This is a genomic window from Streptomyces malaysiense (assembly GCF_000980885.2).
In the GTDB taxonomy this organism is placed as follows: domain Bacteria; phylum Actinomycetota; class Actinomycetes; order Streptomycetales; family Streptomycetaceae; genus Streptomyces; species Streptomyces malaysiense.
On the sequence record NZ_LBDA02000014.1, the window covers coordinates 1 to 14,352 of the forward strand.

Sequence of the window (14,352 nt, forward strand, 5' to 3'; positions counted from 1 at the left end):
CGTCGTGCAGGCGCCCGCCGCGGCGGCCGCGCGGGACACCCGGGCCCTGGACGTCCGGGTCGTCGAAGGCCTCGACGCCACGCACTACCCGCTGGCCCTCGCGGTGATGCCCACGGGCGACGACGGGATGCGACTGCGCCTGGACTACCAGCCCACCGCCTTCGACGCCGAGCACGCGGACAGGATCCTGCGGCGCTACCAGCACCTGCTGCGCGCGGTCGCCGTCGCGCCCGACCGGACCCTCGCCCAGCTCGACGCGCTGCTGCCCGGCGAGCGCGAGACGCTGGCCGGCTGGAACGACACGACCACGCCGGTGCCGGCCACCACGCTCCCCGCGCTCTTCGCCGCGCAGGTCGCCCGCACCCCGCGGGCGCTCGCCGTCGAGTACGGGGACGTCCGGCTCACCTACGCGGAGCTGGACGCGCGTGCCAACCAGCTCGCCCACCACCTGATCGCCGCGGGCGTCGGCGCCGAGTCCCTGGTCGCGGTGTGGATGGAGCGGTCCGTCGAGCTGGTGATCGCGGAACTGGGCATCGCCAAGGCCGGCGGCGCCTATGTACCGCTGTTCCCCGACTGGTCGGCCGAACACCGCGACAAGGTGTGCGCCAAGGCGGGCGTCACCGTCGTCCTCACGGCCGCGGACGTCGCGGCCACCGCCGAGGGGCCCGTGACGGACCCGGCCGTGCCGATCCATCCCGACCAGCTGGCGTACGTGATGTTCACGTCGGGCTCGACGGGCGAGCCGAAGGGCGTGCCGTCCTCGCACCGCGACGCGACGGAACTCGCGCTCGACAAGGGCTTCTCCGACCATGCGGCACAGCGGGTCCTGATGCACTCCCCGCATTCCTTCGACTCTTCGACGTACGAGGTGTGGGTGCCGCTGTTCAAGGGCGGCCACATCGTGATCGCGCCGCCCGGCCGCGTCGACACCAGGGAACTCGCCGACCTGATCAGCTCCAGCAAGGTCACCGGGATGTTCCTGACGGCCGGCCTCTTCGCCGTGATGGCGCAGGAGCACCCGGACTGCTTCGCCTCGGTCGCCGAGGTGCGTCCCGGCGGCGACGTCGTGTCGCCCGCCGCCGTGCGCCGGGTCCAGCGGGCCTGCCCCGACACCCAGGTCGTGGTGATGTACGGGCCCACCGAGGTCACCGTCTTCGCCACCTACAACCGGATCGGACCGGTCCCCGAGGACGCCACCGAGGTGCCGATCGGACGTCCGCTGGACAACATGCGCCTCTACGTGCTCGACGCGGGGCTGCGCCTCGTCGCCCCGGGCCTCGTCGGGGAGCTCTACGTCGCCGGGTCCGGCGTCGTCCGCGGCTATCTGCACCAGGCCGCCCTGACGGCGGGCCGGTTCGTGGCCAGCCCCTTCGGCACCGGGGAGCGGCTGTACCGCACCGGCGACCTCGTCCGGTGGAACGAGCACGGGCAGATCATGTTCGTCGGCCGCGTCGACGAACAGGTGAAGGTGCGCGGCTTCCGCGTCGAACTCGGTGAGATCGGGGCGACCCTCACGGGCCACCCCGACGTCGCCCAGGCGATCGTGGTGGCCCGCGAGATCCCGGGGATCGGCCGGGGCAAGCAGCTCGTCGGCTACGCGGCGCCGACCCCCGCCGCGGCGGCGACGCCCCCCGACCCGACGCAGCTGCGGCGGTTCCTGGCCGAGCGGCTGCCCGAGTACATGGTCCCGGCCGCGGTGATGGTGCTCGACTCGCTGCCGCTGACCCCCATCGGCAAGGTGGACCGCAAGGCGCTGCCCCAGCCCGAGTTCACCGCGGGTGAGTCCCGGGCGCCGGGGACGCCGCAGGAAGAGGTGATGTGCGGGCTGTTCGCCGAGGTCCTCGGCCTCGACCGGGTCGGCATCGACGACTCGTTCTTCGACCTCGGCGGCCACTCCCTCCTGGCCACCCGGCTCGTCTCGCGGCTGCGTGCCGTCCTGAACGCCGAGATCAGCGTGCGTACCGTGTTCGAGGCACCGACGGTGGCCGCCCTGGCGGCCCGGCTGGTCGACGCCGACACGGACCGCCCGGTGCTCGAAGCCCAGGACCGGCCGGAGCGGCTGCCGTTGTCGTACGCGCAGCGGCGGCTGTGGTTCCTCGACCAGTTCGACGGTCCGAGCGCCACCTACAACATCACGGTCGCGCTGCGGTTGACCGGCGCCCTCGACGTGGCCGCGCTGCGGGCCGCGGTGGGGGACGTGGTGGCCCGGCACGAGAGTCTGCGCACGACCGTGTCGGCGGACGAGAGGGGTGTCCCCTTCCAGCGGGTCCGCGCGGCGCAGGAGTGCGCGCCCGGCCTGCCGGTCGTGCGCGTGGCACCGGAGGAGGTGTCCGAGCACGTCGCGCGGGCCGCCGCCCACGCGTTCGACCTGGCCGGGGAGATCCCGTTGCGGGCCTCGCTGTTCGAGGTCGCCGGGGACGAGCACGTGTTGGTCCTCGTGGTGCACCACATCGCCGGTGACGGTGAGTCGATGGCGCCGCTGTCGCGGGACCTGGTCGCCGCCTACCGGGCCCGTCTCGGCGGTGCGGCGCCGCGGCTGGACGCCCTCCCGGTGCAGTACGTGGACTACGCGCTGTGGCAGGAGAGGCTGCTCGGCGACGAGAGCGACCCGCGCAGCCGCCTGTCCGGTCAACTCGCCTACTGGAAGGCCGAGCTGGCGGGTGTTCCGCAGCCGCTGCAACTGCCCGCGGACCGGTCCCGGCCGGCGGTGGCCGGCCACCGCGGCGACCGCGTCGCCTTCGCCCTGGAGCCCGCGCTGTACGCGCGGGTCCAGGAGGTGGCACGCCGCGAGGGCGCGACCGTGTCGATGGTGCTGCAGTCCGCCCTGGCGGTGCTGCTGCACCGCGTCGGCGCCGGCGACGACATCACCATCGGCTCGCCGATCGCCGGCCGCACGGACGAGGCCCTCGCCGGTCTCGTCGGGTTCTTCGCCAACACCTGGGTGCTGCGCGCCGACCTGTCCGGCCGGCCCACCTTCCGCGACGTGCTCGCCCGGGTGCGGGAGAAGGCGCTGACGGCGTACGACAACCAGGACGTGCCCTTCGAGCGGCTGGTGGAACTGCTCAACCCGGAGCGCTCCACCGCCTACCACCCGCTCTTCCAGACCATGTTCATCTGGCAGAACGTCAGCCGGCCCGACTTCGAACTCGACGGGCTGCGGGTGTGTTACGAGCCGGTGGACGTGGACTCCGCCAAGTTCGACCTGACCTTCGGCATGGGCGAGACGCGGGGCCCCGACGGGCGCCGCGTCGAGGGCACCGTCGAGTTCGCCGTCGACCTCTTCGACCGCTCCACGGCCGAGGCGCTCACCGACTGGTTCGTGCGGACGGTGCGCGAGGTGGTGACCCACCCCCTCACCCGGATCGCGGACGTCTGCCTGCTGTCGCGGGCCGAGCGCCGCGAGCTGACCGCGGCGCCGGCCCGGATCCCCGTCACCGACACCGTCGTGACCCGCTTCGAACAGCAGGCCAGGGCCACCCCCGACGCACCCGCCGTGTCGGACGGCACCACCACGCTGACGTACCGTCAACTCGACGAGCGCGCCAACCAGCTGGCCCACCTGCTGCGCGAGCGGGGTGCCGGCGCCGAACGCTTCGTGGCGCTGAGCCTGCCGCGCACGCACGAACTGCCCGTCGCGATCCTCGGCGTCCTGAAGTCGGGAGCGGCGTACGTGCCGGTCGACCCGTCCTACCCGGCCGACCGGATCGCGTACATGCTGCGGGACTCCCGGCCGGTCGCGACCGTCACCCCCGAGGTGCTCGCCGAGGCACGCGCCTACCCCACCGAGGGCCCGGACACCGTCGTCTCCCCGGAACAGCCGGCGTACGTCATCTACACGTCCGGTTCCACCGGCAGGCCCAAGGGCGTCGTCGTCGGGCACGGCAACGTGATGCGGCTGATGGACGCCACGCACGGCTGGTTCGGCTTCGGACCCGACGACGTGTGGACGCTGTTCCACTCGTACGCCTTCGACTTCTCCGTCTGGGAGCTGTGGGGCGCCCTCCTCCACGGCGGCCGGGTCGTCGTCGTGTCGTACGAGACGAGCCGCGACCCGCACGACTTCCTCGCTCTGCTCGCCGACGAGCGGGTCACCGTGCTCAGCCAGACCCCCTCGGCCTTCTACCAGCTCATGGCGGCCGACGAGGAGTCGCCCGCCGTCGGCGACCGGCTCGCCCTGCGGCACGTGGTGTTCGGCGGAGAGGCCCTCGACCCCGGGCGCCTCGCGCCCTGGTACGCGCGGCACGCCGAGGACGCCCCGGTCCTCGTGAACATGTACGGCACCACCGAGACCACCGTGCACATCACCTATGCGGCGTTCGACGCGGCGTCCGCCGCCTCGGCCCCCGGCTCGGTGGTCGGCGTGCCCATCCCCGACCTGGCGGTCTACGTCCTCGACGAGCGGCTCAGGCCGCAGCCGCCGGGTGTCCCGGGCGACCTGTACGTCGCGGGCGCCGGGCTGTCCCGCGGCTACCTGGGCCGGCCCGACCTGACCTGCGGCCGCTTCGTCGCCGATGCGCACGGCGCCCCCGGCACCCGGATGTACCGCACCGGCGACGTCGGCCGGCTGCTCGCCGACGGGCGTCTGGAGCACCTGGGCCGCAGCGACGACCAGGTACAGCTGAGAGGCTTCCGCATCGAGCCCGGTGAGATCGAGACCGCCCTGCTGGCCGATCCGTCGGTGGCGCAGGCCGCGGTCGTCGTACGGGAGGGGCACGGCGGCGGTCAGCAGCTGATCGGGTACGTCGTCGCGTCGGACGACGCCCTCGACCTGGACGCCCTGCGGGGCTCGCTCGGCGGCCGGCTGCCGGCGTACATGGTGCCGTCCGCGTTCATGGTCCTCGACCGGCTGCCGCTGACGGCGAACGGCAAGCTCGACCGGGCCGCGCTGCCCGAGCCGGAGGTCTCCTCGGGCCGGACCTTCCGCGCCCCGCGCACGGCGGAGGAGCAGCTGCTGTGCTCCGTCTACGCGGACGTGCTGGGCCTGGAACGCGTCGGCGTCGACGACGACTTCTTCACCGTCGGCGGCGACAGCATCCGCTCCATCCAGGTCGTCGCCAGGGCTCGTGCGGGCGGCCTGGAGATCAGCCCCCGTGAGGTGTTCGAACACCGCACCGTCGCGGCCCTGGCCGCGCTCGCCGTAGGGCGCGAGGGCAAGGACACGGCGGGCGCGCTGGCCGAGCTGGACGGCGGCGGAGTGGGCCGCTCACCGCTGCCTCCCATCGGCCGCCAGCTGCTCGAACTCGGCGGCGGATACGGCCGGTTCCAGCAGTCGATGGTCCTGACGCTGCCGGACGGCATCGACGCGGCGGGCCTCACCGCGACCGTGCAGGCCGTGCTCGACGCGCACGACGTCCTGCGCTCACGCCTGCTCACCGAAGGCGACGGCGCACTGGAGACCGCCGCGCCGGGCAGCGTGCCGGCCGAGTCCGTGCTGCGCCGCGTCGCGTGCGACGGGAACTGGCACGGCGACGCCTGGCGGCAGCTGCTGACCCGGGAACTCGACGCGGCCGCGGGCCGCCTCGACCCGGCCGCGGGCACCATGGCGCAACTCGTGTGGTTCGCCCCCCGCGACGGCGGCGCCGGACGTCTCCTGGCCGTGCTGCACCACCTCGTGGTGGACGGGGTGTCCTGGCGCATCCTGCTGCCCGACCTCGCCGCCGCCTGGGAGCAGGTCCGCGCGGGCCGCACCCCGGTGCTCCCGGCGGTCGGCACCTCGGCCCGCCGCTGGGCGCACGCCCTGGCCGAGGAGGCGGCCCGCCCCGAGCGGCAGGCCGAACTCCCGTACTGGCAGGCCGTGCTGGAAGGACCCGACCCACTGCTCGGGACCCGCCCGGTGGACCCCGCGACCGACACGATGGACACGGTCCGGCGGGCGCACGTCACCGTCCCCGCCGAGGTGACGCGGACACTGCTCACCGCCCTGCCCGCCGCGTTCCACGGCGGCGTCGACGACGGACTGCTGACCGCCCTGGCGCTCGCCCTCGCGACCTGGCGCGCACGGCGCGGCATCACCGAGTCCTCGGCTCTGATCCGCCTCGAAGGCCACGGCCGCGAGGAGGAACTGGTGCCAGGCGCCGACCTGTCCCGTACCGTCGGCTGGTTCACCAGCGTGTTCCCGGTCCGCCTCGATGTCACCGGCTGCGACCTCGCCGAGGCCCTGGCCGGAGGCGCCGCCGCGGGCCGCGCCGTCAAGGCCGTCAAGGAGCAGCTGCGGGCGATCCCGGACAAGGGCATGGGCTTCGGCCTGCTGCGCCACCTCGACCGGGAGACGGGACGCACCCTGTCCGGCTACCCGCAAGGGCAGATCGGCTTCAACTACCTGGGCCGGTTCTCCGCCGCCGACCTGCCGGAACACCTGCGCGGGCTCGGCTGGGCCCAGGCCCCCGAGGGCGGCGCGATCGCCGCCCTCGACGCCGACATGCCGGTGACGTGCGCCCTCGACATCAACGCGGTCGTCACCGAGGGCGAGCACGGCCCCCAGCTCGGCGCCGTGTTCGCCCACCCCACCACCCTCCTCGACGCCACCGACGTCGACGAACTGGCCGACCTGTGGAGCGAGGCGCTCACCGCACTGGCCCGCCATGTCCGCACCGACCCGGCAGCCGGCGGGCTCACCCCCTCCGACCTGCCCCTGGTCGACGTGACGCAGACGGACATCGACACCTGGCAGAGCCGCTACGGCGCCCTGGCCGACGTGTGGCCGCTGACGCCGCTGCAGTCCGGACTGCTCTTCCACGCGCAGCTCGCCGGCACCGGATTCGACGACTACACCATGCAGTTCGCCTTCCGGCTCGGCGGACCGGTCGACGCGGGCCGGCTGCGCGCGGCCGGCCAGGCACTCCTGGACCGCCACCCCAACCTGCGCGTCGCCTTCGTCGCCGACACCGCCGACCGGCAGGTCCAGCTCGTCCCCGACGACGTCGAACTGCCCTGGCGGGAGACCGACCTGCGCGGCCTGCGCACCCCGGCCGAACGCGAGCAGGCGTACGAGGAACTGCTCGCCCGGGACCTGCGCACCCCCTTCGACCCGGCCCGGCCGCCGCTGCTGCGCATGACCCTGGTCAGGACCGGCGAGACGGAGAGCGAACTCGTCCTCACCGCACACCACGTGCTGTTCGACGGCTGGTCGCTGCCGGTCCTGGTCCAGGACCTGCTGCGGCTGTACGCCACCCACGGGGACCCGGGCGCGCTGCCCAGGGCCCGCGGCTTCCGGGAGTTTTTGACCTGGCTGTCCCGGCAGGACCGGGAACGCTCCTCCCGGGCCTGGGCGCGGGAACTCGACGGGGTGGCCGAACCGACCCTGCTCGCGGGCGCCCTGCCCGGGGCGGACGGGGCGGACGGGCCGGACGGCGTGGGCCAGGTGGCGGTGGCGCTGACGCCCGCCGAGGCCGAGGCGCTCGCCCGCCGCGCCGCCGAACTCGGCGTCACCCTCAACACCCTGGTCCAGGGAGCCTGGGGGCTGCTGCTCGGCGCGCTCACCGGCCGTCAGGACGTCGTCTTCGGCGCCACCGTCTCCGGCCGGCCGCCCGCCCTCGACGGCATCGACTCTATGGTCGGCCTGTTCATCAACACGCTCCCCGTGCGGCTGCGTCACACCCAGGGCGAGACCCTCGCCGAGGTGCTGACCGCGCTGCAGGAGCGGCAGGCGGCTCTGCTCGACCACCATCACCACGGGCTCACCGAGATCCACCGGCACACCGGACTGAGCGTCCTGTTCGACACGATGATCGCCTTCGAGTCGTTCCCCGTGGACCAGGCCGGGCTGAGCCGGGCCAACAGCGACACGGAGATGACCATCACCGGGACCCGGCCCTACGCCGGCACGCACTACCCCCTGACCGTCATCGCCGCCGCCGACCCCCTGCTGCGCCTGACCTTCCACCACCAGCGCGGCGCCCTCGGCGAGGACACCGTGCGCGCCCTCGCCGACCGGTTCGCCCGCATCCTGCGGCAGATCGCCGACGACCCCGGGCGACGGGTCGCCCAGCTGGACCTGCTCACCCCGCACGAGCGGCAGCGGGCGCTGTCCGACGTGCACCGGGCGGCCGGGGCGGGCGCCGTGACGACCGTTCCCGCGGCCGTCGCGCGGCAGGTGGCCCTGACCCCGGACGCCGACGCCCTGGTCTTCGGCGACCAGCGCCTGACCTACGCGGAACTCGACGGCCGGGCCCGGCGCGTCGCCGCGGAACTGGTCCGCCGCGGCGTCGGCCCCGAGACGGTGGTCGCCGTCGCACTGCCCAGGACCCCGGACCTGGTGGTGGCCCTGCTGGCCGTCCTCACGGCCGGCGGCGCCTATCTCCCCATCGACCCGGCCTACCCCAGCGGCCGCCTGGAGTACGTCCTGACGCACGCCGGGCCCCGGTTCCTGATCACCGACCCGGACACCGGGCCGACGCTGCCCGGCACCTCGGTCGAGCGGCTCCACTTCGCCGACCTGGCCGGTGCCGCCGGCTCTCCGTGCACCGGCACCCTGCCGCTCCCGGACCACGCCGCGTACGTGATGTACACCTCCGGCTCGACCGGCACGCCCAAGGGCGTCACCATCACGCACGGCAACATCACGGGCGGCATCGCGCACCTGGCCGAGGTCGTCGGCGCGGCACCGGGGCGGCGCATGCTGGCCGGCACCTCGGTGAACTTCGACGTCTCGGTCTTCGAGATCTTCACCGCCCTCTTCACGGGCGGCACCATCGACCTGGTCCGCGACGCGCTGGTCCTCGGCGAGCGGGGCGGCCGGCCGGTCGACGTCGTCAGCACCGTTCCCTCGGTGCTGACCGAACTCCTCGCCCAGGACGCGGACCGGATCACGGCCGACACCCTGGTCTTCGCCGGTGAGGCCCTGCCGGGCGACCTGGTGCGCGGCATCCGCGAGGCGCGGCCCGACGTGCGGATCGTCAACGGCTACGGCCAGAGCGAGACCTTCTACGCGACCGCGTTCGCCCTGCCCGGCCGGGCGCCGTGGACGGCGACCGGCGGCGTGCCCATCGGCACACCGCTGCGCGGCGTCCGCACCTATGTGCTCGGCCCCGGCCTGACCCCCGTCCCACCGGGCACCGTCGGCGAACTGTACGTCGCCGGCGCCTGCATGGGACGCGGCTACCACGGGCAGGCCGCGCTGACGGCCGGCCGGTTCGTCGCCGATCCGCACGGCGCCCCCGGCACCCGCATGTACCGCACCGGCGACCTGGCGCGCTGGAGCGCCGACGGGCAGCTGGAGTACGCGGGCCGCACCGACCACCAGGTCAAGGTGCGCGGCTTCCGGATCGAGCCCGCGGAGATCGAGGCGGCCCTGGCGACCGCCCCCGCTGTCGGCCGCGCCACGGTCACCGCGGTCACGGCGCCGGACGGCGGTACCCGCCTGGTCGGCTATGTGTCACCGGTGCCGGGCGGCGGCGCACCCGCCGTCGACGAACTCCGCGCCCACGTCGCCGGCCGGCTGCCCGCCTACATGGTGCCGAGCGCCTTCGTCGTGCTCGACCGGTTCCCGCTCACCCCCAACGGAAAGCTCGACCGCGCGGCCCTCCCCGCACCGGAGTTCACGACCGCGGCCTCCCGGCCGCCGCGGACCCCGCAGGAGGAGACGCTGTGCGAACTGTTCGCCGAAGTCCTCGGCCTCGACCGGGTCGGCATCGACGACTCGTTCTTCGACCTCGGTGGCCACTCCCTCCTCGCCACCCGGCTCGTCCGCAAGATCCTCGTCCGGCTCGACGTCGAGATCCCCATCCGGGCCCTCTTCGAATTCCCCACGGTCGCCGATCTGTCAGCGCACTGGCAGAGCATGAACAGGTCAAGCAGGCCTCGGCTGCGCCGCATGACTCAAGGAGCAGATGCCAAGTGATTTCCCTGTCCTTCGCGCAGCGCCGCCTCTGGTTCCTCGACCAGCTGGAAGGCCCGAACAGCACCTACAACATCTCCATGGCCCTGCGCCTCGCCGGTGACCTGGACGGCGCGGCCCTGCACACGGCGCTGCTCGACGTGGTGGGCCGCCACGACAGCCTGCGCACCCTTTTCCGGACCGACGACTCGGCGACGCCGTACCAGCACGTACTGCCCGTGCGGGAAGCCGAGTTCGACTTCACCACGGTCCCCGTGGCGCCGGCCGACGCCGTGGCGGCGGCCGCCCGTTTCGCGGCCCGTCCCTTCGACCTGGCGGCCGGCATACCGATCCGCGCGACCCTGCTGCGGTGCGGCCCGCGGGACCACCTGCTGGTCGTGGTGGTGCACCACATCGCCGCCGACGGCGAGTCGATGGCGCCGCTGGCCAAGGACCTCGTCGCGGCCTACACCGCCCGCACCGCGGGTCACGCCCCGCGCTGGGAGGAACTCCCCGTCCAGTACGGCGACTACACGCTGTGGCAGCAGGAACTGCTGGGCTCCGAGGACGATCCGCACAGCCGCCTGTCCACCCAGCTCCGCTACTGGCAGGGCGAGCTGACGGGCATCGCGCAGCCGCTGGCACTGCCCCTGGACCGGCCGCGCGGCTCCGGAACCCGGCACGACGGCGACCGGGTGGCGTTCACCCTCGAACCCGGGCTCGTCACCCGGCTCGGCGACCTCGCCCGATCCCGGCGCGCCACGCTCTCCATGGTCGTGCAGGCGGCCGTCGCCGTGCTCCTCGGCCGGCTCGGCGGCGGCGACGACATCGCCATGGGCTCGCCGATCGCCGGCCGCACCGACGAGGCGCTGGCGGACCTCGTCGGGTACTTCGCCAACACCTGGGTGCTGCGCACCGACCTGTCCGGCGACCCCACGTTCGAGGAACTCCTCGACCGCGTCCGTGACAAGGCCCTGGCCGCGTACGACCACCAGGACATCCCCTTCGAGCGGCTCGTGGAACTGCTCAACCCGGAGCGCTCGACCGCCTACCACCCGGTCTTCCAGACCATGTTCATCTGGCAGAACGTGGCGCGGCCGGACTTCGCGCTGCCCGGACTCGACGTGTCCCTCGAACCGGTGGGCGCCCAGAGCGCCAAGTTCGACCTGACGTTCAACATGGGAGAGGTCCCCACCGACGCCGGCCCCGCCGTGCACGGCAGCATCGAGTACGCGGTCGGCCTCTTCGAGCGGGCCACGGTCCGGACCATGGCCGACCGCCTGCTGCTCCTGCTGCGCCGGCTCGCCGAGCACCCCGGCGCGGCGATCTCCTCGGCCGAGGTGCTCACCCACGAGGAGCGGCGCCGCACACTGACGGAGTGGAACGACACCGCCGCCGCCACCCCCGCCGAAGACCTCCCGGAACTCTTCGCGCGGCAGGCCGGCCGCACCCCCGACGCGCTCGCCGTCACCGACGGCACCACCGCGCTCACGTACCGCGAACTCGACACCCGTGCCAACCGGCTGGCGCACTGGCTCGTCGAACGCGGCGCGGGACCCGAGCGCCTCGTCGCCGTGGCGCTGCCCCGCGGAACCGGCATGGTCGTCGCGCTGCTCGCCGTACTGAGGTCCGGCGCGGCCTACCTGCCGATCGACCTGAACTTCCCCGCCTCCCGCAACGAGTCCGTCCTGCGCGACGCCGGCCCGCTGCTCGTCCTCGACGCCGACGCGCTCGCCGCCGACCTCGACGCCTACCCCGCCACGGCGCCGACGGCGCACCGGTGCGGCGGGCACCACGCCGCCTACGCCATCTACACCTCCGGCTCGACCGGAAAGCCGAAGGGCGTCGTCGTCTCGCGCGGAGCCCTCCGCAACTTCCTGGCCTCGATGCAGTCGACGTTCGCGCTGAGCCCGGCCGACCGGCTGCTGTCGGTGACCACGGTCGCGTTCGACATCGCCGCGCTGGAGATCTTCCTGCCGCTCCTGAACGGCGCGGCCGTCGTCGTCGCCGACCGGGACACGGTGCTGCGGCCCGCCGCCGTCCTCGGCCTGATCGAGCGGCACGACGTGACGGTGGCGCAGGCCACCCCCTCCTTCTGGCAGATGCTGGTGACGCACGCCCCGCAGGCGTTGCGCGGACTGCGCGTCCTGGTGGGCGGTGAGGCCCTTCCGGCCGACCTGGCCCGCACCCTCACCGAGCGGGCGGCGAGCGTCACCAACCTGTACGGGCCGACCGAGACGACGATCTGGTCCACCCTCGCCGACGTGGCGGAGACCCCCGACGCCCCGCCCATCGGCCGGCCGATCGCCAACACCCAGGTGTACGTGCTGGATTCGGCGCTGCGCCCGGTCCCCACCGGGGTACTGGGCGACCTGTACGTCGCGGGTGACGGCGTCGCCCGCGGCTATCTGCACCGGCACGGCCTGACCGCCGAACGGTTCGTCGCCAGCCCGTTCACCCCCGGGCGGCGCATGTACCGCACCGGGGACCTGGCCCGCTGGCGCGCGGACGGGCAGCTGGAGTACGCGGGCCGCACCGACAACCAGGTCAAGGTCCGCGGCTTCCGCATCGAACTCGGCGAGATCGAGTCCGCCCTCACCGCGCACCCCGGCGTCGCCCAGGCCGTCGTCGTCGCCCGCCCCGACCACACCGGCGGCAGCCGCCTCGCCGCGTACGTCACCACGCCGGCCGGGGCCGGCGCCCCCGACGCGGCCGCGCTGCGCGCCTTCGTGGGCGAGCGCGTGCCCGAGTACATGGTGCCCGCGGCGGTCGTCGCGCTCGACGCGATACCCCTGACCCCCAACGGGAAGACCGACCGCAAGGCGCTGCCCGAGCCCGAGTTCACCTCCGGCGCCTACCGCGCACCGCGCACCCAGGAAGAGGAGGTCCTGTGCGCGCTCTTCGCGGACGTTCTCGGGCTGGACCGGGTCGGCGCCGACGACTCCTTCTTCGAGCTGGGCGGACACTCCCTGCTGGCCACCCGTCTGGTGGCCCGTATCCGGTCGAGCCTCGGCACCGATCCGGGTGTCCGAGCCGTCTTCGACACCCCGACCCCGGCCGGCCTCGCCGCCCACCTGCGCACGGACGGCGAGGTGCGCCCGGCGCTCGCCCCGGCGCCGCGCACCGGGAACCCGCCGCTGTCCCACGCCCAGCAACGCCTCTGGTTCCTGGACCAGTTCGACGGCCCGAGCGCGGCGTACAACATGCCGGTCGCGCTGCGGCTGTCGGGCACGCTGGACGTGGCGGCGCTGCGTGCGGCGCTGGGCGACGTGGTGGCCCGGCACGAGACACTGCGCACCGTCATCGACGTGGTCGAGGGGGAGCCCGTCCAGCGGATCCGCCCGGCCGCCGACGTCGAGCTGAAGGCCGAGGCGATGACGGGCGACGCGCTCGCCGGCGCGCTGGCCGCGGCCGCGCGGGAGCCGTTCGACCTGGCCGCCGAACTTCCGCTGCGCGTACGACTGTTCGAGGTCGGCCCCGGCGAATGGGTGCTGCTCCTGGTGGCGCACCACATCGCGGCGGACGGCTGGTCGATGGCACCGCTGCTGCGGGATGTGTCGCGGGCCTACGCGGCACGGTGCGCGGGCGGTGCGCCGGGCTGGGCCCCGCTGCCCGTGCAGTACGCGGACTACGCGGTGTGGCAGCGCGGCCTGCTCGGCTCCCAGGACGACCCGGAGAGCCTGGTGGCACGCCAGCTCGCCTACTGGCAGGGCGTGCTGGCGGACTCCCCGGCGGAGATCGCGCTGCCCTGCGACCGGCCGCGGCCCCTCACCGCCTCGCACGCCGGGCGCACGGTGCCGTTCGCCGTGGACGCCGCGGTGCACGAGCGGCTGACCCGCCTGGCGCGCGAGCGCGGGGTGTCGCTGTTCATGGTGCTGCACGCCGCGCTGCTGGTGCTGCTGGAGCGGGTGGGCGCCGGTGCGGACCTGCCGGTGGGCGCCGCACTGGCCGGCCGCTCCGACGAGGGTCTGGACGATCTGGTCGGGTTCTTCGTGAACACGGTGGTGCTGCGGACCGATGTGTCGGGGGACCCGGCGTTCACCGAGCTCCTGGACCGGGTGCGGGAGGTCCATCTGGGTGCGCACGCGCACGCGGACGTACCGTTCGACCGGCTGGTCGACGCGCTGGGCGTCGAGCGGTCCGCGGCTCGCCAGCCGCTGTTCCAGGTGATGCTCGTCCTGCAGAACAACGCGCGGGGCAGCCTCGACCTGCCGGGCCTCGACGTGACCGTGGAACCGATCGCCCTGGGCTCCGCGAAGTTCGACCTGACCCTGCAACTGGCCGAGGAGACCGGTGCCCAGGGCGGCACCGACGGCATCTCGGGTGTCCTGGAGTACGCGGCCGACCTGTTCGACGCGGAGACGGCGCGAGCCCTGGCCGACCGGTTCGCGCGGGTGCTCGAAGCGGTGGCGGCCGATCCGTCGGTGCCGGTCGGCGGCGCGGACGTGTGGCTGCCCGGCGAGCGGGACCGGCTGTCCGGCTGGAGCGCGGCGAAGGACGCCGGGCAGCCGGCCTCCCTGCCGGAGCTGTTCGGTCGG

Annotated in this window: 2 protein-coding genes; both read left to right on the plus strand. The window is 74.2% G+C overall.

All coding sequences use genetic code 11. The annotated features are described in order from the left end of the window. Positions 1–106 precede the first annotated feature (106 nt). Positions 107–9,838 (plus strand): non-ribosomal peptide synthetase, encoded by a 9,732-nt coding sequence (locus VT52_RS07610; RefSeq protein ID WP_206306459.1) that lies wholly within the window; start codon positions 107–109, stop codon positions 9,836–9,838. After that, on the plus strand, positions 9,835–14,352 hold a 4,518-nt coding region (locus VT52_RS07615; protein ID WP_167377663.1), incomplete at its 3' end, for a non-ribosomal peptide synthetase. The genes VT52_RS07610 and VT52_RS07615, both read left to right, overlap by 4 nt.

Excerpts from the sequence above, each read along its gene's own strand:
- VT52_RS07610 (WP_206306459.1), top strand. The coding sequence starts at position 107 with ATGCCCACGGGCGACGACGGGATGCGACTGCGCCTGGACTACCAGCCC.